A 23,927-nucleotide genomic window follows, 5' to 3' on the forward strand; every position below is an offset into this window, starting at 1 on the left:
CCTGCTTTGTAGGCCCGGCACAGATCCCTCGCGGGGTACCTTCGATCCCCCAGGTCGTGGTGCCTCGCGAGGCCGGTCTCGGAGACGGCGGGGCGGTCGTCTCCGGACCACCGGCCCGGGTGGCTCGTCCTGGTGACGCGCCGCCCGGGTCCCGGTGACTGCGGCGGGCTCGATCCCGCCGCAGTACGACGCCGGTCCGCGCGTGAGCGTCAGCGGTGCCGGTCCAGGCACTGCGCCTGGTACAGCGACGGCGGGAACAGCCCACGCCGGTTCGCCCCCTCGATGTAGCCGGCCGGCTGCTCGAACGGCCCGTCCCCGGTGATCACTCCCTGACACCCGATCGCGTAGTTCTGCGCCGTCGGCGGCTTCTGGACGACGAGCTTCGCGGTCCCGGTGTCGCAGTTCCACCCGACCGAGTGCGAGGTCGCCCAGCCGTGACCGGTGCCGTAGTCGCCGCGGTTGTAGATGCCGAGCACCAGGTCGACCTTCGGATCCCGATCGACGAAGTTGTCCCACAGCAACCCCTGGCTCCACCGCCGGTGGCCCTCGCTCGACGCGAGTGCACCCACCGACGTACCGCGCAGGAAGACGATGCCCGACGCGCTGCTCGCGCCGTTGGAGATGAACGCGTGCCGCGCCTTCGTCGCGTGGCAGTCCACGAACAGCACCTGCTGCGAGAACGCCTCGCAGTTGAAGTTGTAGCGCAGCCCGCCGGTCACCACCGACGCCGGATCGAGCGCGTCGCAGTCGCGCACCGTCACCCGCGTCGCCTCGGTCGTCTCCACTCCGGCCTTCGCGAAGTGCAGGAACGTGCTGTTCCGGACCCACGCGTCCTCGACCTGCCGGACCTTCACCGCGACGAACGCGTGCGCCTCGTCGGTGTCCGGGTCGCCCGCGAACTGGATGTCGATCCGCACCCTCTCCACGCCGACCTCGGTGACCAGACCGGCCCGGTCCCAGACGTACAGGTAGGACTGCGAGCGATCCCGGCGCAGGTGCTCGAAGACCGGCACGTCGATCGTGACGGTGGTTCCGCGGATCCCGGTGATCCGGCGGTTGTACGTGATCGGCTGGCTGTCGACCGTCCAGCCTGCGTCGGTCGCCGTCCCGCCGTGGTCGACCGCGGCCAGCCAGGCCTCGGTGCACGGGTGCACGATGATGATGTTGTCGCCCGCTCGCAGCCCGCTCGCGTCGGCCACCTCGAACGAGCGCGACCCGACCTGCACCCAGTCGGACGTGATGTCGGTCCGCGTCCCGGCCACCTCACCGCGCCAGCCGGTCGCAGGGCCACTCCCACCCAGTACGACGACGTCGCGGGACACCGGGGTGTTGCCGGTCGCCTGGATGATCGTGTCGCGGCGCGGGTCGGCGCCGTCACCGGAACCGCGCAGCACCACCCCGGACTGGTTCACCCGCACCGTGCCCGCGACGGGATAGTTGCCGGGAGCAAGCAGTACGGCGCCGCGGTGGCCGGTCCGGCCGAGCGGCCGGGCACCGACTTCGTCGAGCGCGGCCTGGAGGTGGGCGGTGTTGTCTCCCTCGATCGGCCGAACCGTCTTCACGGTACGCACGTGCGGGATCGGGCGGTCGCCGTGGCGGTAGCCGGCATGACTGAAGTCGGGGATGCGGTTGCCTTCGGTGTCCTCGCGGTAGACCAGGCGGTAGCGCGCGTCGTACCGGACGAGCTCGGACTGCCAGACAGTGGTCGCCTCGGCGCCGCGGGTGCCGAGCACCGCGGTCGCGGCGAGGGCGCCGCCGGCTCCGAGCACGCTGCGGCGAGTGAAGTTCTTGGTCATCGAAAACCTTCCTGATGGGCGGATCAGGAGGGACAGTCTGCGGTGCGGGCTACGCCTTGGCAAGCGCTTGCCAGATGATTGAAACGAATTCCCGCCAGGTGGAACTCGGGCAGAGCTACAGCCGGGTCGACCGGTCCGGAGCGGCCCACGGCCCGGGATAACCGTCCGCGACCGCCGACAGCGGCGTCGCACGACCGGCCGACCACGCGGCGCGGAACGCGCGCCGGTCCAGCACCTGCTCGATCGCCTGCCGAGTGGCGGCCCGATCGGCCTTCTCGATCTCCGGGATCGGCGCGCCGATCACCTCACGAATCCCGTCGGCCGCACCGAGCAGGAACGCGGCGTACTCCGTGCGTCCGCGCTCCTGCGCCACGGTCGCCAGTTCCTCCAGCACGCTCGCCGACCGCCAGCGATCCCCCAGGTCCCGGTGCTCGGCCAGGCTCTCGTCGAGCAGGTGCACCGCGCGATCGGTCAGTCCCCGCCGGCGTTCCACGATGCCGAGCTGGTTGAGCGACCAGGCGACGCCCTCTCGATACCCGAGGCGTTGCGACAGTGCCAGGCTCTCCTGCAGCAACTCCTCCGCCTCGCCGAGCTCGCCGCCGTACTGCGCGATGGTACCGAGACTGATCAGCGACCAGGCGAGCCCTTCGCCGTCCCCGAGCGTCCGGAACCTGTCCCGCGCCCGCCGGCATCGCCGGGCTGCGATCTCGAGGTCTCCGCGCAACCACGCCACGAAGCCGAGCTGGTTGTGCGCCCAGGCCATCCCGGCCCGGTCGCCGAGGCTCTCGAACAGGTCGTAGCTGCGGCAGTGAAGGTTCTCGGCGGTCACGTAGTCGCCACGCTCGCGCGCGACGCTGCCGAGCCGTTGCATCGCCAGCGCCGTACCAGCCGTGTCGTTCAGTTCCTCGTACTGCGCCAGTGCTGCTTCGAGTCGCGTGGTCGCCACGTCGTACTCGCACTGGAGGAAGGCGAGCATGCCCGCACCGAGCAGGGCCTTGGCCTTCGCGGACTGCAGCTCGGGCTGGTCATCCACCATTGCAAGTGCGCGTTCCAGCCAGCCACTGCCCTCGGCGTAGTGGCCGCGCAGGTAGCAGAACAGCCACAGTCCCCCAGCCAGCCGGATCGCCTCGGCGCTCGACTCGGTCCGCAGCGACCAGTTCATCGCGGCCCGCAGGTTGTCCAGCTCGCCTTCGAGGCGGTCGAGCCAGGCACCCTGGTTCGCGCCGCGCAGGTTGGTCTCGGCTTCCTCGACCAGAGCGAGGTAGAAGGCCGCGTGATTGCGTGCGACCTCCCCGGACCGGCCACTCGCCGCGAGCCGGTCGGCGGCGAACTCACGGATCACCGCAAGCATGTCGTACCGTCCGATCCCGCCCTCACGACTGAGGCGGATCAGCGACTTGTCCACCAAGCGGCCGGTCAGGTCGAGCGTCTCGGCCCGCTCGCGTGGACCGGGCGTCGTCGTACCGGACAGCACGGCCGCGGCGGCGTTGAGCGTCCAGCCGCCGACGAACACCGACAACTCGGCGAACAGCTCTCGCTCCGGCGCGGTGAGCAGGTCGTAGCTCCAGCCGATCGCGCCCAGCAGCGACTGCTGCCGCGGTCCCGCCGTACTCGCACCGCCGGCTAGGATGCCGAACGACGTCTCCAGCTCGGTCGCCAGTTCCTCGACGGTCAGCACGTTGGTCCGCGCCGCGGCCAGCTCGATCGCGAGCGGCATGCCCTCCAGCCGGCGGACCACTCGGGCGACCTGCTCGATCTGCTCCCCTGGCGCGTTGCCCCGAGCGGTCGCCCGGTCGACGAACAGCCGGACCGCCGGCGACGCATCGGGCTGCTGCTCCAGCTCCGGCAGGGCCAACGGCGGTACGACGTACACGCTCTCGCCCGGCACCCGGAGCAGCTCGCGGCTCGTCGTGAGGACGGACAGGTTGGGGCAAGACTCCAGGAGCCTGCCGCAGACCACCGCCGCGTCGGCGACGACGTGCTCGCAGTTGTCCAGTACCAGCAGGAGTTTGCGGTGTCCGATCAGCTCGGCGATCCCGTCGACCAGCCGGGCACCGTCGAGCGGGTGCAGGCCGATCGCGGCGGCGACCGCCGACGCCACCGCGGCCGGATCGGCGATCGGTGCCAACGGCGCCCAGCACACCCCGTCGTCGAACTTGGGCCCGATCCCGCCGGCCAGCGCAAGCGCGAGCTGGGTCTTACCGACTCCGCCCGGGCCCGTCAGCGTGAGCAGCCGGGTGGCCCGCTCGCCGACCAGACGACCGATCTCGGTGAGGTCGGTGGAACGCCCGATCAGCTGGTTCGCCGGGACCGGCGGTGGCCGCAGCGTCGCGCGGGAACTGTCGCTCTCGCGCCGGGCGGCGGCCCCGAGCTCGGCCCGGTCGGACGCGCCGAGCTGGAGAGCGTCTCCGAGCAGCCTCAGGGTGTGCGGCCTGGGCGCACGGCGACGACCTCGTTCGAGGGCCGCGATCGCGTCGACGCTCAGCCCCGCGAGCTCGGCCAACCGCTCCTGCGACAGTCCGGCCTCTCGCCGGTGCCGGCGCAGCAGATCACCGAAACCCGTGGTTCGCACGTCGTCCGAGCCACGGCGAGACCCGTCAGACGGCACAGGACGGCTCCACCCAGTCTCCGACCCGTACACGGCGGTTGCCGCGCACTCCCTGAAAATAGCCGCAACTCGACCGGGTTGTCTTCCGTTACCACCGGTTCCCGGCGAACTCTCGGATACCGGCCAGTTCACGCAACCGTTTGTTCACAGCCGGTTGCGTCCGAAGAACCGTGCGCTACAGCCCTCAGTTCTTCGGACGCTGTGGTTCCTGGTCGTGGCGGGTGATCGCGGTGCGCATCGAGGCTCGGGCACGGCGCCGGTCGCCGGCCGCGTCGTACGCCGTCGACAGCCGGAACCAGGTACGCCAGTCGTCCGGCTTCGCCTCGACCTCGGCCTGGTACTGCGCGAACGCCGCGTCCGCCGCCGATCGCTCGATCCGCCCGGAGGGACGCCGGGGCAGGTCGTCGACCGGCAGCCCGCCCTCCAGATCGAGCTCGTGGGCCAGCTCCTCGGTCCGGCGGCCGAACTGCAGCTCGCGCCAGACCAGGTAGGCGCCGAGCACCGGGATCACCAGGACGGCGACGCCCAGCCCGACCGCGACCGGGTCGCCGGTGCCGATCAACAGCACACCACGCCAGCCCAGCAGTACGGCGTACGCGACGAACACGACCGCGATCACGATGGCGGCCCGTTTGGCGGTCATCCCCGTGGTCCCGCCGTCAGTCCAGGTCGAGGAAGTGTTCGAGGCCGACGGTCAGCCCCGGGGTGTCGACGATCCGCCGGACGCCGAGCAGAACGCCGGCCATGAACGACTCCCGGTGCATCGAGTCGTGCCGGATGGTCAGCGTTTCGCCGGTGTCGCCGAACAGGACCTCCTGGTGCGCGACCAGGCCGCGCAGCCGGATGCCGTGCACGCGGATCCCGTCGACATCGGCGCCGCGGGCGCCTTCGAGGCCGGTCGTGGTGGCGTCCGGGATCGGGCCGGATCCGGCCTCGCGGCGGGCCGCGGCGATCAGCTCGGCTGTCCGGCGCGCCGTACCGGACGGGGCGTCGACCTTGTCCGGGTGGTGCAGCTCGACGATCTCGACCGACTCGTAGTACTTGGCGGCCTTCGCGGCGAACTGCATCATCAGCACCGCGCCGATGGAGAAGTTCGCGGCGATCAGAACGCCGGTGCCCGGGCTCTGCTCCAGCTGCCGGGCCAGCGTGGCCAGCCGCTCGTCGTCGAAGCCGGTCGTGCCGACGACCGCGTTGATCCCGTGCTCGATGCACCAGGCCAGGTTGTCCATCACGACCTCGGGCCGGGTGAAGTCGACCACCACCTGGGCGCCGGCCTTGGTCAGCTCGGCCAGGTCGTCGCCCTGGTCGAGCCGGGCCACCAGCTCCAGCCCGTCCGCGCCCTCGACCGCCAGACACGTCTGGGCGCCCATCTTGCCCTTGGCCCCCAACACCCCGACCTTGATCATCCGCACCCTTTCCACACGACTCGTCGGGCCAAGGATCTCATTGGCGCCGAGCCCGCCGGACCGCGGTCGGTCAGGTCAGGGACTTGGCGTAGCAGAGCGCGGTGGGCTGGCTGACGTACTTGCCGTACGCCGGGATGCGCCGGTAGCCCATCGCCTCGTACAGCGTGATCGCCTCCGGCTGCCGTACGCCGGTCGCCAGCCGGAGCGAGGTCGCGCCACGGTGCCGCGCGACGGCCTCGGCCGAAGCGATCAGGCGGCGGGCGATGCCGTGCCCCCGATGGTCGGGGTGCACGTACATCCGCTTGATCTCGCCGACGCCGTCAACGATCGGCATCAGTCCGATGCAGCCGACCGCGCGGCCGCCGGCGTCGGCGACCAGGAACGACGTGGCCGGATCGACCGGGTGTGACGTGCTCGCCGGGTATCGCGTGAACAGCTCCGTCAGCGCCAGGTCGAGCAACAGCACCAGGCCGAGGTCATCGCGCGGCCGCGGCTCGATCAGGACTTGGGTCAGCACGCGGTCAGGATGACATGACAGAGGTGTACTCCGCCTGTGCTTTCTCCGCGAAGTGACAGGCCACCTGCTGACCCGACTCGATCACCCGCAGCTCCGGTACGTCGACCGAACACTTCGCCTCGGCCTGCAGGCAACGGGTGTGGAAGCGGCAGCCCGACGGTGGCGAGACCGGCGACGGCGGGTCGCCCGCGAGCACGATCCGGCGGCGACCTCCGTGCCGCGCCAGGCCCGGCTCGGCCGACAGCAGCGCCTGCGTGTACGGGTGCGCCGGTACGTCGTAGACCTCGTGGTGCTGACCGAGCTCGGCCACCTTGCCCAGGTACATCACCGCCACCCGGTCGGAGACGTGCCGGACCACCGACAGGTCGTGCGCGACGAAGATGATGCTCAGCCCGAGCTCGCGCTGCAGGCGCATCAGCAGGTTCACCACCTGTGCCTGGACCGACAGGTCGAGCGCCGACACCGGCTCGTCGCAGAGCAGGACGTCGGGGTTGAGCGCGATCGCCCGGGCGATGCCGATGCGCTGCCGCTGACCGCCGGAGAACTGGTGCGGGAACTTCGTCTCGTCCTCGGCCCGCAGCCCGACGAGTTCCAGCAGCTCGCGGACCCGCTTGCGGATGTCCGTCCCCTTCGAGACGTCGGGGTGCACCTCCAGCGGCTCGGCGACGATCTCACCAACCCGCATCCGCGGGTTCAGGCTGGAGTACGGATCCTGGAACACGACCTGGACGTTGCGCCGCCAGCGCCGCAGCTCGCGGCCCTTCAGCCGCGCCACGTCGACACCGTCGTACAGCAACGAGCCGTCGGTCGGCTTCTCCAGCGCCGCGAGCAACCGGACCAGCGTCGACTTGCCGCACCCGGACTCGCCGACGATGCCGAGCGACTCGCCCTTGCGCAGGACGAGGTCCACGCCGTCGACCGCCCGGACCAGGGTCCTGGCCCCGAACGACAGCGCCGGGCTGATGTCGTAGTGCTTCACCAAATTCGTTGCCACCAGCAACTCGTCCCTCATCGGACGGCCTCCTTCAGAGCGCTGCCGGTACGCCGGATGCAGGCCGCGTCCCGGCCGGGCGCGACGGTCAGCAACGGTGGAACCTCGTGCGCGCACTGCTCGATCGCCAGCTTGCACCGGGTCCGGAACGCGCAGCCGGACGGGATCGCCCGCAACGACGGCGGCGTACCGGGAATCGTCGGCAGCTCCTGGCCCTTGAGGTCGGCCGACGGCATCGACCCGAGCAGTCCTTCGGTGTACGGATGCATCGGCAGCTCCAGCGCCTCGGCCGTCGCGGCCCGCTCGACCACGTGGCCGGCGTACATCACCACCACGTTGTCGGCGACGTCCGCGACGACGCCGAGGTCGTGCGTGATCAGGACGACGCCCATGTCCCGCTCGGCCTGCAGCTCCGCGATCAGCTCGAGGATCTGGGCCTGCACGGTGACGTCGAGCGCGGTCGTCGGCTCGTCCGCGATCAGTACGTCGGGATCGAGCGCGAGCGCCATCGCCAGCATCACGCGCTGCCGCATCCCGCCGGAGAACTCGTGCGGGTAGTCGTTCACCCGCTTGGCCGCCGCCGGGATCCGCACCTGGTCCAGCATCTCCGCGGCCCGCCGCATCGCGTCGGTCCTGGACATGCCCCGGTGCACCCGGTAGCACTCGGCGATCTGCTTGCCGACCGACTGCACGGGGTTCAGCGCCGACAGCGAGTCCTGGAAAACCATCGTGATCCGGTCGCCGACGATCTTGCGGCGTTCCTTCACCGACATCGCGATCAGGTCCTCGCCCCGGTACTTCGCCGTACCGGAGACGATTCGGCCCGGCGGCATCTCGAGGATGCCGGTCAGCGCCTGGGTCGACACCGACTTCCCCGAGCCGGACTCACCGAGGATCGCCAGCGTCTCGCCCGCGCGTACCTGCCAGGAGACCCCGTCGACGGCCCGCACGGTGCCGCGCGGTGTATCGAACTCGACGCTCAGGTCTTCGACCTGCAGCAATACCTCACCGGTTCTCATCGCATCAACTTCGGGTCGAGGGCGTCGCGGATCGAGTCGCCGATGATCATGAAGGAAATGGTCATCGTCGAGATGAACAACGCAGGCCAGATGAACAAGTGCGGAGTGTCCCGGTACGCCGCGGCGACGCCGAACTGCGAGCCCCAGGAGATCGACGGCGGCTGCAGCCCGACGCCGAGGAAGGTGAGCGCCGCTTCCAGGCCGACCATGCCCCCGATGCCGAGTGTCGTCATCGCGAGCAACGGCGCCATCGCGTTCGGGAACACGTGTCTGCGCAGGATGCGTAGCGGCGGAACCCCGGTCGAGCGCGCGGCCAGCACGTACTCGCGGTTACGCACCGAGAACACCGTCGAGCGCATCAACCGCATCCCACCCGGCCAGCCGATCAGCAGGATCACGCCGACGATGATCCAGATGCTGCGGTTCGGCACCGAGTTCAGGATCACGATCAGCACCACCAGGCCAGGGACGGCGAACAGCACGTCGGCCGTCCGCGAGATCAGACCGTCGACGAACCCCGGGAAGTAGCCGGCGAGCAGGCCCAGCGAGCCGGCCAGCAGGAACACCCCGAAGCTGGCGATGATGCTGACCAGCACCGACGGGCGGGCGCCGTACACAACGTTGGCGAAGTAGTCGCAGCCCTGGATGTCGAACCCGAACGGATGCCCCGCGGATCGGCCCTGCCGGCTGCGGGACAACTCGCACAGTCGCGGATCCACCGACGTGAACAGCCTCGGCACCGCTGCCATCGCGAAGAACACCAGCAGGAGCAGCGAGCACAGCACGAACTGTGGCTTGCGTAGCAGCGCGCGCAGGAGCTCACGATTCGACAGCGTGCGCCCGTCACCGAGCTCCTGGGCCTCGGCTCCGACGACCGCCTGGATCTCAGACATGGCGCACCCGCGGGTCGAGGATGCCGTAGAGGACGTCCACGGCGAGGTTGATCAGGATGAAGGAGACGAACGCCAGCGTGGACAGCAGCACCACCACTCCACCTTCCTTCAGTTTGATCGCCTGGAACATGAACTGGCCCAGGCCGGGCAGGTTGAAGATGGACTCGGTGATGATCGCGCCGCCGAACATCCCGGCCAGGTCGAGCCCGATGAACGTCACCACGGGCAGCAACGCGTTCGGCAGGATGTGCTTCCACAGCACGCGCTGCTCCCCCAGTCCCTTGGCCCGGGCCGTCTTCACGAAGTCGGCGTTCACCGTCTCCACGATCGACGTCCGCATCAACCGGGCCAGTCCGGCGAAGCCGAGCAGGCCGATCACCAACGCCGGCAGCAGGTACGAGTGCGGGAAGCCCTGCAGGACGCCGGACACCGGGAACCACTTCAGCTCGACCGCGAACACGTACTGAGCGGCGAAGTACGCCACCAGTCCGGGGACGGCGAGCAGTACCAGCGTGACGAGCAGCAGCGATCGGTCGACCAGACCGTTGCGCCGGAAGCCGGCGTAGATCCCGAACAGCAGACCCAGAGTCCACTGGAACGCGTTGGCGAGCAGCGTGAGCTTCAGTGTCACCGGGATCCGAAGCCGAAGCTGAGCGGCGATGTCGGCTCCGGCGAACGTGGTCCCGAAGTTCCCCGTGAAGATGTCCTTCATCGACAGCAGGTACTGCACGATGAACGGCTGGTCCAGGTGGAACTGCGCACGCTTGGCGGCAAGCACCGCGGCCGGGATGGGCTTGTCACCGGCGAGTTCGCGCAGGGGGTCTCCTGGCATCGCGAAGACGAGCGCGAAGACCCCCAGCGTGACGATGAACCCGATCGGGATCGCGGTCAGCACGCGGCGCAGGACGAAGCGGATCACTTGAACGTCGAGTACAGCGCCTGGACGCCGGTGTACTTCGACACCCGCGGCTCGATCTTGGCCGAGTGCAGGTAGGCGTTCTGCTTGGCGTACAAGGGGATCAGCGGCATGTCCTCGAGCGCGATGTCCTCGGCCTGCTGGTAGAGCTTGATCGCCTTGTCCTGGTTCGGTTCGGCGTCGCCCTCGGCCAGCTTCTTGTCCAGCTCGGGGTTGCTGTAGCCGGAGAAGTTCGCGTCACCGGTGGACTTGAACATCGGGGTGAGGTAGTCCTCGATCGAGGGGTAGTCGTGACCCCAGCCGCCGAACCGCAGGCCGTCCAGCTTGCGGGTGTCGGCCAGCTCGGTGATCTCCGACCCCTGCTTGCCGGTGTACTTGACCTCCACGCCGAGGTTCTGGCGCAGCATGTTGCCGATCGCCTCGGCGAAGATCTGGCCGGTCGCCGACGTCGTGCTGTAGTTGATGTTCACCGGGCCGGAGAAACCACCGGCCTCCTGCAGCAACTGCTTGGCCTTTGCCGCGTCGAACGAGCAGTACTTGCAGGCGTTCTCGCGGTATCCGTTGATGTCCGGTGCGATCAGGCCGGACGACGGCGTGGCCAGACCGACCAGGTCGGACAGCGACTTGCGGTCGATCGCCAGCGAGAACGCGTGCCGCAGCTTCGGGTTCTTGTATCGCGAGTCCCATGCGGGCAGCACCAGGTAGTTCGCGCCCGAACTCTCCGAGGTCACCCACTGGTCGGGGGCATCGTCCTTGAACGTCTTGATCTTGGTGGACGGTACGTCGACGAAGTCCACCGTGCCGGCCAGGAACTCGTTGTACGCCGTGTCGGCGTTCGGGATGAACCGGTAGGTGAGCGCGTCGGCCTCGGGCGGGTTCGGGCCCTTGTAGCCGTCCCACTTGACCAGCTTGATGTCGTCGCCGGGGTTCCAGGCGCCGTCCAGCTTGAACGGGCCGTTGCCGATCGGCTCGCGTTTGTAGGCGTCGGGATCCTTGCGCACCTCCTCCGGCAGCGGGGCCAGGCCGAGGTACTGCAGGGTCAGGCCGAACTGGGAGAACGGGACCTTGAGCTTGACCGAGAAGGTCAGGTCGTCGATCTGCTTGAGGCCGCTGAGCGTCTTGACCGAGGTCGGCTTCGGCGTCGCGCCGTCCGGCGTCGGCGGGTTCAGCGCCTCGTAGCCCTCGACCTTGGAGAAGAAGCCGTTGTTCTTCCAGGCGGTCGAGCCCTGGGCGGTCAGGTTCCAGCTGTCGACGTAGTCCTTGGCGGTCAGCGGCTGGCCGTTCTGGAAGCTGTTGCCGGGCTTGAGCTTGATCGTCCAGGTCCGGCTGGCCTTGTCCGGCGTGACCGAGTCGGCCAGCACGTTGACGGTCTTGCCGGTGTTCGGGTCGGTCGCGACCAGCGGGGCGAACACCGCCTGCGCGATCTGGATCCCCGGGCTGCCGTTCTCGTTCAGCGGGTTGATGAACTCCAGCGGGTCGGCGGCGATCGCGATCACCGCGCTCTTCGCCCCGCCTCCCCCGCTGTCCCCACTGCTGCTGCCGTTGCCGTCACCGCAGGCGCCGAGCACCAGGGCCAGCCCCAGCGTCGCCCCCAGAACACCAGTCACACGTCGCACGTCGTACCAACTTCCTCGGCGGAGAACCGCTAGGCGGGCGGATGTGCCGGATATGTTTGCTGGTCGTTAGTGCGCATGTCAACGTTGTCAGTAACAAAAAGCATGCGCGTAACAAACACGTTACTTAGCGGAGCCATTAGGAAAGACATCAGAGCACCTGACCACGGCGACGGCGTACCATCGCCCATATCTCCGTCAGCGGATCGAAGTCATCAGAGCACAACTCAGGATTTTGCCTGACCGGCGAAGATCTCGGCGAAGCGTCCGGGTGTCGCCGCGAGCAGTTCGTCGTACCGGCCCTGCTGGACCACGACGCCGTCGTCGAGCACGTAGATCCGGTCCATCTCGCGCAACGTCCAGGCCCGGTGCGAGACCACGACGGTGATCCGTTCGTGCCGGGTCCGGCACAGCTCGGAGAAGATCTCCCGCTCGGCCTCGGCATCGATCGCGGACGTCGGTTCGTCGAGGATCCAGACACCGGCGTCGCGCAGGTAGATCCGCGCCAGCGCGAGCCGTTGCCACTGGCCGCCGGACACTCCCGTCCCGCCCCACTGCTGCCCGAGCTGGGCGTCCAGACCGGACATGCGCCTGGTGAACGCTTCGGCCTCGGCGCAGACCAGCGCCCGCCGTACGGCGTCGTCGGTCACGTCGTCCGGCGCGCCGAGCGCGACCACGTCCCGCAACGAGAACTCGAACTTGCCGAACTCCTGCACCAGCAGACCGAAGTGCCCGAGCCGCTCGGCCTCGGTCAGCTCCGCGGCGTCGCGCCCGTCGAGCAGCACCCGGCCCGAGGACGGCGACAGCATGCCGACGAGCGTGTTGACCGCGGTCGTCTTCCCGGCGCCGTTGACGCCGACCAGCGCGATCATCTCGCCACGCTCGGCCCTGATCGACACGTCCCGCAACGCCGGCCGGTCCGTGCCGGGATAGGTGTAGCCGACGCCGTCGAGCTCGATGCACGCCACGTCACGCACGACGACCTGCGGTTCGGCCGGCGGGACCGAGTTCACGAAGTGGCGGTAGATCCTGGCCTGCGGGGCGGCGGTGACGATCATGCCGAAGGCGTAGCCGCACAACCGGATCGCGTTCAGTCCGGAGATCGTCCCGGCCACCGCGGCCGCCGTACCGGCACCGGACGCACCACCTCGGACGAGTGCGACCAGCGCGCCCCCGAACAGCACGGCAGTCGCCAATGCGGCCGCGAGTTCCCACAGCATCGCCTTGCCGATCATCCGATCGAGCACTTGGGTCGCCTCGGTTCGCCGTACGGCGACGAGGTCCGCGACCTTGCGCCCCGAACCGAGGACCGCCAGCTCGGTGCCCGGCCGCTGCTGCACCAGCTGCTCGGTCGCGTACGCCGCCCGCCGGTCGGAGGCGGCGACCAGGGGCCAGCCGCGCGCCTCCATCCGGGAGATGCCGGTGAACGCGAGCACGGTCGGCACCAGCGCGGCGAGAACGAGCAGGCCCGACACCGGGTTGAGCTGCCAGACCACGGCGCACAGGACGACGGAGGTCACTCCGGCCCCGAGCACCTGCAGCGCCTTGCCCGCCACCGCATCCATCACCGCGGTCGCCGTCTGGCTCGCCTCCAGGTCGGTCGTCACGTCCGGCTGAGCCAACCGGCTCGGAGTCAGCCGGGCGGCCGCCTGCGCGAGCTCCGTCCGGTACCTCAGCCGCAGTCGCAGCGCCAGCCGTTGCGTTGCGGCCAGGCCAACTTGGCCGAGCGGGTACATCGCCCCGACGACAACGGTCAGCCCGAGCAACGGCCCCCATGACGACCGGCCGGCCGCCAACCCGTCGACGAGCCGTTCCAGGAAGACCACCTGCCCCGCTGGCAGCACGGCCTGCAGCAGCAGGAGAAGCGCGGAGACCGCCAGCCAGCCGGGCGCCGATCGCGCCGAGTCGACGAGCGAATCTCCGGCAGTACGCACGGACACCCGGAGCGCGTCACGGGTCGAGAAAGCAGCAGCAGGCACGGAGCACCTCATTCATCGCAGGCCGAAGTCCCAGCCGGCGGACCGGCGGGACACGTGGGCCGCTAAATGCGATGCGATTCAGCCAGCGAATCCAGAGGCAGATAACGTACGGCGGTGTCGCCGTGGGCAACTCTGCCACACGGCGACGTCGCGCGCAGCCGAGCACCTACAGGTCGAAGACCGTGGTGTCCTCGTCGAACGGGCCCATCACGGTGAGGGCCGGGGTGCCGGCGTAGAGCTCGGCGGCGAGCGCGTGCACGTCGTCGAGCGTGACCGCGTCGATGCGCTCGAGGATCTCGTCGACGGTCGGCAGTTCGCCGTACACGAGTTCGGCCTTGGCGATCCGGGTCATCTTGGCGCCGGTGTCCTCCATGCCCATCACGACCGACCCGCGCATCTGGCCCTTGCCGCGCAGCAGTTCGTCCGGCGTGATGCCGCCGGCCGCGATCGTGCTCAGCTCGGCGCGGATCACGTCCAGCACCTCCGGCGCCTTCTTCGGCAGGCAGCCCGCGTAGACCCCGACCATGCCGGAGTCCGCGTACGCCGAACCGAAGGTGAACACCGAGTAGGCCAGGCCGCGCTTCTCCCGCACCTCCTGGAACAGGCGCGACGACATCCCGCCACCGACGATCCCGTGCAGCACGCCGGCGACGTACCGGCGTTCGTCGTTGCGCACCAGCCCGGGCATGCCGAGCACCAGGTGCGCCTGCTCGACGTCGCGGTGGTGGACCCGCACTCCCCCGTACGTCGGGAGACGGCGACCCGATCCGCGCCGGACCGGTGCCGGCTCGGCCTCGCCGGTGACCCAGTGCCGCTCGAACGCCTTGCGGACCAGGCGGACGACGTCGGAGTGCTCCACGTTGCCGGCCACGGAGACGACGATGTTCTCCGGCCGGTAGCGGCGCCGGTACCAGCCGACGACCTGGCGGCGGGTCAGACCCGCCACGGACTCCGGCGTACCGGTGATCGAGCGGCCGAGCGGGGTCGGGCCCCACAGCTGCTCGGCGAACAGGTCGTGGATGTGGTCGGAGGTCTCGTCGGCGTGCATCGCGATCTCCTCGTCGATCACGTCACGCTCGGACTCGACGTCGTCCGGAGCCAGCGTCGCCGAGGTGATCATGTCGCAGATCACGTCGACGGCCAGCGGGAGGTCGGAGTCCAGCACCCGCGCGTAGTAGCAGGTGTACTCCTTGCCGGTGAAGGCGTTCATCTCCCCGCCGACGGCGTCCAGCGACGCGGAGATCTCCAGCGCGTCCCGGCGCTCGGTGCCCTTGAACAGCAGGTGCTCGAGGAAGTGCGTGGCGCCGGCCAGCTGGACCGGCTCGTCGCGCGAGCCGACCCCGACCCACACGCCGAAGGTGACCGAGCGGAAGCCCGGGGCGGACTGGGAGAGCACGCGGAGCCCGGAGGGCAGGACGGTCCGTTTGACCGGACCGCCCTGTTCCGGGCTCAGCAACGTGCTGGTGGTGGCTCGACTCACTCGGCGGCAGCGGCCTTGTCATCGGCGCTGTCGTCGTCGGCGGCGTCGGCCTTGTCGCCATCCTCGCCCTCGATCACCGGGATCAGCGACAGCTTGCCCCGGTCGTCGATCTCGGCGATCTCGACCTGCAGCTTCTGGCCGACCGAGAGGATGTCCTCGACCGCCTCGACCCGCTTGCCGCCGGCCAGCGGACGCAGCTTCGAGATGTGCAGCAGACCGTCCTTGCCCGGCAGCAGGCTGATGAACGCCCCGAAGTTGGTCGTCTTCACGACCGTGCCCAGGTAGCGCTCGCCCTTCTCCGGCATGGTCGGGTTGGCGATCGCGTTGATCATCGCGCGCGCCGCGTCGGCCGAGGGGCCGTCGGTCGCACCGATGTAGACCGTGCCGTCGTCCTCGATGGAGATGTCGGCACCGGTCTCGTCGGTGATCTGGTTGATCATCTTGCCCTTGGGGCCGATGACCTCGCCGATCTTGTCGACCGGGACCTTCACCGAGATGACCCGCGGCGCGAACTCGCTCATCTCACCCGGGGCGTCGATGGCCTTCGACATCACGTCCAGGATGGTCAGGCGGGCTTCTTTGGCCTGGGTCAGCGCACCGGCCAGCACGCTGGCCGGGATGCCGTCCAGCTTGGTGTCCAGCTGCAGGGCGGTGACGAAGTCCTTGGTGCCGGCGACCTTGAAGTCCATGTCGCCGAACGCGTCCTCCGCGCCCAGGATGTCGGTCAGCGCGACGTACTCGGTCTTGCCGTCGACCTCACCGGAGATCAGGCCCATCGCGATGCCCGCGACCGGCGCCTTCAGCGGCACACCGGCCGACAGCAGCGACAGTGTCGAGGCGCAGACCGAACCCATCGAGGTGGAGCCGTTCGAGCCGAGCGCCTCGGAGACCTGACGCAGCGCGTACGGGAAGTCCTCGCGCGACGGCAGTACCGGCACCAGGGCCCGCTCGGCCAGCGCGCCGTGACCGATCTCGCGGCGCTTGGGCGAACCCACCCGGCCGGTCTCACCGGTCGAGTACGGCGGGAAGTTGTAGTTGTGCATGTAGCGCTTGCGGGTCTCCGGCGACAGCGTGTCCAGCTGCTGCTCCATCCGGAGCATGTTCAGCGTGGTGACACCCATGATCTGGGTCTCGCCGCGCTCGAAGATCGCCGAGCCGTGCACCCGCGGCAGCACCTTGACCTGCGCCTTGAGCGGACGGATGTCGCTCAGGCCACGGCCGTCCATGCGGACCTTGTCCTTGAGCACGCGCTGGCGGACCAGCTGCTTGGTCAGCGAGCGGAAGGCCGCGGACAGCTCCTTCTCCCGCCCCTCGAAGTCGGCGGCCAGCTTGGCGACCACGGCGGCCTTGATGGCTTCGGTGGCCTCCTCGCGGTCGTGCTTGCCGGCGATCGTGAGAGCCTGCGACAGCTCTTCGGTCGCGGCGGCCTCGACAGCGGCGAACGCGTCGTCCTGGTAATCCGGGAAGACCGGGAACTCACCGGTCGGCTTGGACGCCGCGGCGGCCAGCGCGGACTGCGCCTCGACCAGGGTCTTGATGAAGCCCTTCGAGGCCTCGAGGCCCTCGGCCACGATCTCCTCGGTCGGCGCCTGCTTGCCGGCGGCAACGGCGTCGAAGGTGCCCGGGGTGGACTCGGCCTCGACCATCATGATCGCGACGTCACCGGTGTCGGTCACCCGGCCGGCCACGACCATGTCGAAGACGGCGTCCTCGAGTTCGGTGTGGGTCGGGAACGCGACCCACTGCTTGTCGATCAGCGCGACGCGGGTGGCGCCGATCGGGCCCGAGAACGGCAGCCCGGCGATCTGGGTGGACATCGACGCGGCGTTGATCGCCAGCACGTCGTACAGCGTGTCCGGGTTGAGCGCCAGGACGGTGATGACGACCTGGATCTCGTTGCGCAGGCCGGACACGAACGACGGCCGCAGCGGGCGGTCGATCAGCCGGCAGGTCAGGATGGCCTCTTCGCTGGGCCGGCCCTCACGACGGAAGAACGAGCCGGGAATGCGCCCGGCGGCGTACATCCGCTCCTCGACGTCGACCGTCAGCGGGAAGAAGTCGAACTGCTCCTTGGGCTTCTTGCTGGCCGTCGTGGCCGACAGCACCATCGTGTCGCCGTCGAGGTACGCGGCGGCCGAACCGGCGGCCTGCTGGGCCAGACGGCCCGTCTCGAAGCGGATGGTGCGGGTGCCGAAGCTGCCGTTGTCGATCACGGCTTCGGCGTACTGTGCGCCCTCCATGGGCGCGTTGGTGGATCCCGACACGGGATACCCCTCTCTACCTTGAGACGACGGTGAGGCGCGGGGTCCGGGGGTGCCGGTCTTCGATCGAGGCCCGCGGGTCGAGCGCTGTACCGCTGGGCGCTGTCCCGAAAGCCACTACCGAGGACCGGTCGTTGTCCCGGTACGCGTTCGCGTCGTCTCGTTGTCGTTGATTCTTCAGTTGTGCCACCCCCGGAAGCCCGGGCATGGATACGCGAGAAGCGGCCACCGGAGTGCGGTGGCCGCTTCTCACGACGTCATCGGCGCAGACCGAGCCGCTCGATCAGCGAGCGGTAGCGGTTGATGTCCTTCTTCGCCAGGTAGTTCAGCAGCCGGCGGCGCTGACCGACCAGCAGGAGCAGACCACGACGGCTGTGGTGGTCGTGCTTGTGCTCCTTCAGGTGCTCGGTCAGGTCGGCGATGCGGTGCGTGAGCAGCGCGACCTGGACCTCGGGGGAACCGGTGTCGCCCTCGGTCAGGGCGTACTCGCCGATGATCTTCTTCTTCGCCTCAGGATTGGCAGACGACACGTTGATCCTCTCGATGTCCGTTGCGCGGCGCACCGGGGCTTTTGTCACCCGGGCACTCTCGATCCGCGGCCGTTCAGACGGCAGCGTCCAGGGTATCAGCCTGTGGACAGGCGGGGCTAATTCCCCGCCCCGGCCGGGGTGTCCCCCGCGCCGTCGCCGGTCAGCAGCCGGCGGGCCTGGTCGACGTCGGCCTTCATCTGCACCAGCAGCTCGTCGATGGTGTCGAACCGGATCTGCGAGCCGCGCAGCCGGGCGACGAAGTCCACCGCGACCCGCGCGCCGTACAGCTCGAGGTCGTCGCGGTCCAGCACGTAGGACTCCACCCGCCGGTCGATCCCGTCGAACGTCGGATTGCTGCCGACGCTGATCGCCGCCGGGAACGCCTCCCCGTACGCCGGGGCGCCGGGCGCCGGCTCCAGCACGGTCAGCCGGCCGGCGTACACGCCGTCGAGCGGGATCGCCGAGCCCGACTCGGCCGGGATGTTCGCGGTCGGGTACCCCAGCTCGCGACCCCGCTTGTCGCCCTCGATCACCGTGCCGACGACCCGCAACGGCCGGCCCAGCGCCGTCGCCACCCGCTCGACGTCACCGGCGGCGATCAGCTCGCGGATGTAGGTCGACGACCACGGCTGGTCCTCGCCGCGCAGCGCGAGGCCCTCCACCTCGAAGCCGGCCGCGGCACCCGCCTCGACCAGGGTGTCGACGTGCCCGGCGGCCTTGTGGCCGAAGCGGAAGTTCTCGCCGACCACGACCGCCTTGGCGTGCAGCGTGCGAACCAGGACGCGGTCGATGAACTCCTGCGGCGACCAGGTCGAGGTCTCCTTGTCGAACGGCAGGATCAGCACCGCGTCGGCACCGGCGTCGCAGAGCAGCTGGGCCCGCTCCTCGGGCTCGCTGATCGTCGCCGGCGCCTTGTCGGGCCGCAGCACGGCCATCGGGTGCGGGTTGAAGGTGAGCGCGACCACCGGCAGCCCACCGAGCCGCTCGGCCCGCGCCCGCGCGTGCTCCAGCACCTCCTGGTGCCCGCGGTGCACGCCGTCGAAGTTGCCGATGGTGACGACCGACGGACCGTAGTCGGGGCCCACCTCGTCCAAACCGTGCCAGACACGCATGGCAGAAGGATTCCACGAAACCGTTCGGGCCGGTGCACCAGGTCCCCGATCACCCCTTGTAATCGACCGGTCACACAACCTACTGTGGGCCGCACTGCCCCATCCCGGAGGTCCCGTGAGAATTCCCCGTGCAGTCGCAGCGTTCACCGCGCTCGCCACGATCGGCGCGTTGTCCGTCACGGCCCCCGCCCGGGCGGCCGCACCGGATCGGTCCGCCGTCACGCCGAAGGCGGCGTACAGCAAGTACGTCGCGCTCGGTGACTCCTACACGTCCGCGCCGCTGGTCCCGCTGCCGGAGCTGCTCTCGCTGGGCTGCCTGCGCTCGACCAGCAACTATCCGAAGCTGCTCGCCGGTCTGCTGCGGGTGCAGCGCTTCACCGACGTGAGCTGCGGTGGCGCCGACACCACCAACATGACCCAGCCGCAGAAGACGCCGTTCGGTGTCGCTCCCCCGCAGTTCAACGCGCTGACCCCGGACACCGACCTGGTCACGGTCGGGATCGGCGGCAACGACTTCGGCGTGTTCGGCCGGATCATCGGCACCTGCCCGAAGCTGCGCGCCAACGACGCCGGCGGCGCGCCGTGCAAGCAGCACTTCACTGTCGACGGCGTGGACACGCTGAAGGCCGACATCGCCAAGACGCAGGGCCGGATCACCGAGGTCGCCAAGGCGATCAAGGCGAAGGCACCGCAGGCGACCGTCGTCCTGATCGGCTACCCGAAGATCGCGCCGGAGCAGGGCACCTGCCCGGCCATCCTTCCGTTCGCCGACGGTGACTACCGCTACCTGTACTCGATCGAGCAGGAGCTCAACAAAGCCGTCGAGAACGCGGCGACCGCGGCCGGCGTGCTCTACCTCGACACCTTCGGCCCGTCCACCGGCCACGACGCCTGCGCCCCGAACGGCCAGGCCTGGATCCAGGGCAAGGACATCAACCTGCTCCGTGCCTACAGCTACCACCCGCGGTTCGAGGGTCAGGCCGGTGTCGCGGCGCTGACCGTCAAGAAGCTCACCGGCGTCCCGCAGACGGTGACGGCGGCCGAGCAGGCCAGGTTCGCGCGGCAGGCGCGCGAGCTGAGCAACCAGGCCGCGAAGACCCGCCTGCCGGAGGCCTACCGTGCACAATCGAGGGCCCACTTGGACCGCCTACGGACCGGCGCGCAACGCTGACCCTTTCCAATCCGTACGGCGGACGCCGGGCCGGCCCACTTCACGCGTGGGCCGGCCCGGCGGTTTTTTGGGCCCGCGGGCTGTCTCGTGGAGCCCGGCTCAGCCGAGCGCTTCGGTCAGCTCCGTCAGCGCCTGGCCCAGCGGCAGGTCGACGCGGTGCGTCGCGAGCGGGTCTCCCCGGGTCAGACCGTGGTTGATGATCAGCACCGGCTTGCCGGCCTTCGCGGCGTACCGGACGAAACGGAAACCCGACATCACGGTCAGGGACGAGCCGAGCACCAGCATCGACTCGGCCTCGTCGATCAGCTCGTAGCAGCGCTCGACCCGCGGCTTCGGCACGTTCTCGCCGAAGAACACGACATCGGGCTTCAGCAGTGGGGATCCACAGTTGCGGCACGGAACCAGCTGGAACCCCCGCACGGTCTCCTCCGGCAGGTCGACGTCACCGTCGGGATTGATGCGCAGCGCCTGGCCCTCGAAGTCGGGATTCGCCGCACGCAGCCGGCGGTCGAGTTCCTCGCGCGGGCTGGTGTCGCGGCAGTTCAGGCAGATCACGCGGTCGAGGTTGCCGTGCAGCTCGATCACGTCGCGGGCGCCGGCCGCCTGGTGCAGGCCGTCGACGTTCTGGGTGATCACGCCGCTGAGGTAGCCGCGGGCCTGCAGCGTGGCGACCGCGCGATGGCCGGCGTTCGGGTCGGCGCGGGCGATGGTCCGCCAGCCGAGGTGGCTGCGTGCCCAGTACCGCTGCCGGCCGGACTCGCTGCCGACGAAGTCGCCGTACGTCATCGGGGTGTGGGTCCGCAGACTCCCGGTCGCACCCCGGTAGTCCGGGATGCCCGACTCGGTCGAGATCCCAGCCCCGGACAGCACCACCGCACCACCCGCGGCCACCGCCTCGATCACCGGCGCGAGGTCCGCCGTACCGGGCTCGAGCGCCAGCACCTCAGGACCGGGTGTCCAGCTCAACGTAGGTCGGGAACGCACACCTCCAGCCTACTGACCGCGTTCGACCGCGAGGGTGGCGATCAGGTCTTCGTGCAGCTCGAACCAGACCGTGTGGCAGGAGTCCTTGCCCGACCCGTCCACCCAGGTGTTGTCGCGCGGCACCCGGCCGAGCGCGGTGGCGAAGCGTTCGTCGTACCCGCCGAGACGCTCCAGTACGCCGGACAGCCGGGTGACCAGCTCGTCGAGACGCACACTCAGCGCGGTCAGCGTCTTGACGACCCGGGCGTCCCACGCCGCATCCGTGTGGTCGTTGAACGCCATCGGATCGTCCTCGGACGGTCGCAACTGCCAGTCCGTGCAGGCCTGCTGGAGCCGCGCGTTGAGCGGCAGGAACTCCTGGTACACCTCCCGAAGTACGGCGTCGCCCGCGTCCTTGCGCTCGACGGCGAGCCGTCGTTCGTTCTCCGCCCGCCCGGCCGGTGTCAGCGACCAGCCACCGGTCCCGGCGAACTCGCTCCACGTCACCCAGCCGTAGGCCTGGTAGTCGAGCAGCAGCTCGTCCGCCATCGCCTGGTCGAGGCCGAAGCGGGCCGCGACCGTGCTGACGTCCGCCATCCCCTTCAGCCGTACGGCGTGCAGCACGAGCAGCCCCGGGTCCGACGCCCGGGTCATGCCTCCGCCTGACGCGCTGCCAGCCGATCGAGCCGCTGCTGACAGGCCTGCGGGGAGTTGAGCCCCAAGGCCTGGGCCATCTGCGCCCAGGTCAGCCCGAGCCCGCGCGCCGCGAACAGCAGCCCGGTCTCCAACTGGTCGAGTTCGGCCCGTGCTGCGGGCAGCAGCCGGAGGGCAGCAAGCGCCGCCTCCTGGTCGCCGCCCTTCCAGAGGAAGAACTGGAGGAGGTCCACCGCCGACGGTGGCACCGGTGGCGGCTGCCACGGTCGCCGCTCCAACTCGTCGGCACCCCGGTTCAACAGCTCGCGGCGCGCCTGGCGCTCCCGCTCGGCCTGCTCGTGATCATCGCTTCGCACCCTCGAACAGTCCACCATCAACAGGTTGTTGTCAACAGAATGTTGAGGTCAATCGTACTGGTTGCCCCCTGCACCTATCCAGCCGTTGACAGCTCGTAATCCCTGACCTACGGTCAGATTTCAGTAACTGATTGTGATCGGCAACAGTCGGCCCGATGGGCCGCCGCCGGTCGAACGGGGTGCGAACACGCCACCAGGCGGCAGGACGATGGAAGATCCTGCCGTGCGTGGCGGTCTCCGATGTCCTGTCCGGGCCCAGACCCGCCCGATCGCTAGATGTCGTTCTGACGTCCGCTGATCCTCCTGCGGGACCGAATGTGCTCGGGGCAACAAAGCCGTGCCGATCAGTCGATCGGACCGCGGCTCATCGAGGGACTGAGGATGACACCGACCATGAAATCGTCCATCTCCGCAACGGCCGCCGGCCGGTTGCGCCTGAGCGCCCTTGCCGTCGCGGCAGCGCTCGTCGTCTCCGCCGGCGGGCTGCTGGCCACCGGCGGCACCGCTCAGGCGGCCGCCGTACCGGTGCCGCTCGGAACCGCCGAAAGCTTCGTCGTCCTGGCCGGGGCCGGGATCACCAACACTGGTCCGACCGTGCTGACCGGTGACATCGGCAGCTTCCCGAACCCGTCGATCACCGGGACCGGAACGATGACGATCACCGGCACCAACCACGCGGGCGACTCGGTCACCCAGGGGGCGAAGGACGACCTGGTCACGGCGTACAACGTCGCGGCCGGGGAAGGGCCACCGATCCCGGTCACCGACGACCTGGGCGGCAAGCGGCTGACCCAAGGGGTCTACAACTCGGCGTCCACGCTGGGACTGACCGGCGCACTGACGCTGGACGCGGAGGGCGACGCGGGGGCGGTCTTCGTGTTCCAGGCGGGCTCGAGCCTGACCACAGCTACCAGCAGCAGTGTGGTGCTGGTCAACGGCGCGAGCGCGTGCAACGTGTACTGGCAGGTGGGCAGCTCGGCGACGATCGGCACCTCGACGCAGTTCCGCGGGACGATCCTTGCGCTGACGTCGATCACGATGAACACCGGCGCCACCGCGGTCGGCCGGATGCTGGCCCGCAACGGGTCGGTGACGCTGGACACGAACACGCTGACCAAGCCGTCCTGCTCCCCCACGACGCCGCCGACCACGCCGCCGACGACTCCGCCCACCACACCGCCAACCACTCCGCCCACGACACCCCCGACCACACCTCCGACGACTCCTCCCACGACGCCGCCGACAACGCCCCCCACCACACCTCCGACAACACCGCCCACAACGCCTCCGACAAGCCCGCCGACAACACCCCCGACCACTCCGCCCACCTCACCCCCGACGACACCGCCCACAACACCGCCGAGCACACCGCCCACGACTCCGCCGAGCTCGCCGCCCACCACACCCCCGACGAGCCCGCCGTCCAGTCCGCCGAGCTCCCCGCCCACCACTCGCCCGCCGGCACCCCCGACGTCCCCGCCGCAGCCGCCGACCTCCCCCCGGCCGCCGCAGGTCACCGAGACCCCCGAAGGCCCCGTCGGAACCGGTGACGCGTCCGGCCTGGCGTCGATGTGTCTCATCGAGCCGGCCACACCGTGGTTCGGCTGGATCGGTTCCGGGGCCCGATGAAGACCGGCGCAGCGGTTCTGCTTCTGACGGCCG

The 23,927-nt window shown here is 69.7% G+C and carries 20 protein-coding genes; 2 read left to right on the forward strand and 18 right to left on the reverse strand.

Annotated elements, in window-relative coordinates; genetic code table 11:
* Positions 1-209: 209 nt before the first annotated feature.
* The 15 genes from BWI15_RS24175 to BWI15_RS24245 form a co-directional block, all read right to left on the reverse strand.
* A complete protein-coding gene (locus tag BWI15_RS24175) occupies positions 210-1,796 on the reverse strand; it encodes a hypothetical protein (RefSeq protein ID WP_077016737.1) in 1,587 nt (528 codons plus the stop codon).
* Between the two features lie 115 nt (positions 1,797-1,911).
* Positions 1,912-4,368: an ATP-binding protein gene (locus BWI15_RS24180; protein ID WP_237771434.1), complete on the reverse strand. Its 2,457-nt coding sequence runs from the start codon at positions 4,366-4,368 to the stop codon at positions 1,912-1,914.
* Between the two features lie 220 nt (positions 4,369-4,588).
* Entirely contained in the window at positions 4,589-5,047 is a 459-nt protein-coding gene (locus tag BWI15_RS24185; protein WP_077016739.1) for a hypothetical protein, read from the reverse strand.
* A gap of 16 nt (positions 5,048-5,063) precedes the next feature.
* The gene (gene dapB, locus BWI15_RS24190) at positions 5,064-5,810 is read right to left on the reverse strand and encodes a 4-hydroxy-tetrahydrodipicolinate reductase (protein WP_077017245.1); all 747 of its coding nucleotides are present in this window, start codon (positions 5,808-5,810) and stop codon (positions 5,064-5,066) included.
* Between the two features lie 70 nt (positions 5,811-5,880).
* Positions 5,881-6,327 carry a GNAT family N-acetyltransferase gene (locus tag BWI15_RS24195; RefSeq protein WP_077016740.1) on the reverse strand — a complete coding sequence of 149 codons (447 nt, stop codon included), beginning with the start codon at positions 6,325-6,327 and terminating at the stop codon, positions 5,881-5,883.
* 4 nt (positions 6,328-6,331) lie between these two features.
* Positions 6,332-7,339 carry an ABC transporter ATP-binding protein gene (locus BWI15_RS24200; protein WP_077016741.1) on the reverse strand — a complete coding sequence of 336 codons (1,008 nt, stop codon included), beginning with the start codon at positions 7,337-7,339 and terminating at the stop codon, positions 6,332-6,334.
* Positions 7,336-8,337: an ABC transporter ATP-binding protein gene (locus BWI15_RS24205; protein ID WP_077016742.1), complete on the reverse strand. Its 1,002-nt coding sequence runs from the start codon at positions 8,335-8,337 to the stop codon at positions 7,336-7,338. Before BWI15_RS24205 ends, BWI15_RS24200 begins: the two co-directional genes overlap by 4 nt.
* On the reverse strand, positions 8,334-9,230 hold the full coding sequence (locus tag BWI15_RS24210) for an ABC transporter permease (protein WP_077016743.1): 897 nt from the start codon (positions 9,228-9,230) through the stop codon (positions 8,334-8,336). Before BWI15_RS24210 ends, BWI15_RS24205 begins: the two co-directional genes overlap by 4 nt.
* Positions 9,223-10,149, reverse strand: a complete 927-nt coding sequence (locus tag BWI15_RS24215) for an ABC transporter permease (protein WP_077016744.1) — start codon at positions 10,147-10,149, stop codon at positions 9,223-9,225. The genes BWI15_RS24210 and BWI15_RS24215 overlap by 8 nt, the downstream gene beginning before the upstream one ends.
* Entirely contained in the window at positions 10,146-11,753 is a 1,608-nt protein-coding gene (locus BWI15_RS24220) for a peptide ABC transporter substrate-binding protein (RefSeq protein ID WP_237771435.1), read from the reverse strand. Before BWI15_RS24220 ends, BWI15_RS24215 begins: the two co-directional genes overlap by 4 nt.
* 233 nt (positions 11,754-11,986) lie before the next feature.
* Positions 11,987-13,738 (reverse strand): ATP-binding cassette domain-containing protein, encoded by a 1,752-nt coding sequence (locus BWI15_RS24225; RefSeq protein ID WP_237771436.1) that lies wholly within the window; start codon positions 13,736-13,738, stop codon positions 11,987-11,989.
* 166 nt (positions 13,739-13,904) lie between these two features.
* On the reverse strand, positions 13,905-15,218 hold the full coding sequence (locus BWI15_RS24230; RefSeq protein WP_077016747.1) for a M16 family metallopeptidase: 1,314 nt from the start codon (positions 15,216-15,218) through the stop codon (positions 13,905-13,907).
* The gene (locus tag BWI15_RS24235; RefSeq protein WP_077016748.1) at positions 15,215-17,458 is read right to left on the reverse strand and encodes a polyribonucleotide nucleotidyltransferase; all 2,244 of its coding nucleotides are present in this window, start codon (positions 17,456-17,458) and stop codon (positions 15,215-15,217) included. Before BWI15_RS24235 ends, BWI15_RS24230 begins: the two co-directional genes overlap by 4 nt.
* Positions 17,459-17,736: 278 nt before the next feature.
* A complete protein-coding gene (gene rpsO / locus BWI15_RS24240; RefSeq protein ID WP_012920573.1) occupies positions 17,737-18,009 on the reverse strand; it encodes a 30S ribosomal protein S15 in 273 nt (90 codons plus the stop codon).
* 116 nt (positions 18,010-18,125) lie between these two features.
* A complete protein-coding gene (locus BWI15_RS24245) occupies positions 18,126-19,121 on the reverse strand; it encodes a bifunctional riboflavin kinase/FAD synthetase (protein WP_077016749.1) in 996 nt (331 codons plus the stop codon).
* 115 nt (positions 19,122-19,236) lie between these two features.
* Between BWI15_RS24245 and BWI15_RS24250 the strand changes: the two genes are divergently transcribed.
* A complete protein-coding gene (locus BWI15_RS24250; protein WP_077016750.1) occupies positions 19,237-20,292 on the forward strand; it encodes an SGNH/GDSL hydrolase family protein in 1,056 nt (351 codons plus the stop codon).
* A 99-nt stretch (positions 20,293-20,391) separates the two neighbouring features.
* Here the strand turns inward: BWI15_RS24250 and BWI15_RS24255 are convergent, their stop codons facing one another.
* The 3 genes from BWI15_RS24255 to BWI15_RS24265 are packed head-to-tail and all read right to left on the reverse strand — an operon-like array spanning position 20,392 to position 22,265.
* Positions 20,392-21,276, reverse strand: coding sequence for an NAD-dependent protein deacetylase (locus tag BWI15_RS24255; RefSeq protein ID WP_077016751.1), 885 nt, complete (start codon positions 21,274-21,276; stop codon positions 20,392-20,394).
* Positions 21,277-21,285: 9 nt separating this feature from the next.
* Complete coding sequence (locus tag BWI15_RS24260; RefSeq protein ID WP_077016752.1) at positions 21,286-21,909, reverse strand: transcriptional regulator; 624 nt, start codon at positions 21,907-21,909, stop codon at positions 21,286-21,288.
* Positions 21,906-22,265, reverse strand: a complete 360-nt coding sequence (locus tag BWI15_RS24265) for a hypothetical protein (protein ID WP_237771437.1) — start codon at positions 22,263-22,265, stop codon at positions 21,906-21,908. The genes BWI15_RS24260 and BWI15_RS24265 overlap by 4 nt, the downstream gene beginning before the upstream one ends.
* 393 nt (positions 22,266-22,658) lie before the next feature.
* Between BWI15_RS24265 and BWI15_RS40480 the strand changes: the two genes are divergently transcribed.
* Complete coding sequence (locus tag BWI15_RS40480; protein ID WP_077016754.1) at positions 22,659-23,894, forward strand: ice-binding family protein; 1,236 nt, start codon at positions 22,659-22,661, stop codon at positions 23,892-23,894.
* Positions 23,895-23,927: the final 33 nt, after the last annotated feature.

It is taken from the genome of Kribbella sp. ALI-6-A (assembly GCF_001984195.1).
GTDB lineage: Bacteria > Actinomycetota > Actinomycetes > Propionibacteriales > Kribbellaceae > Kribbella.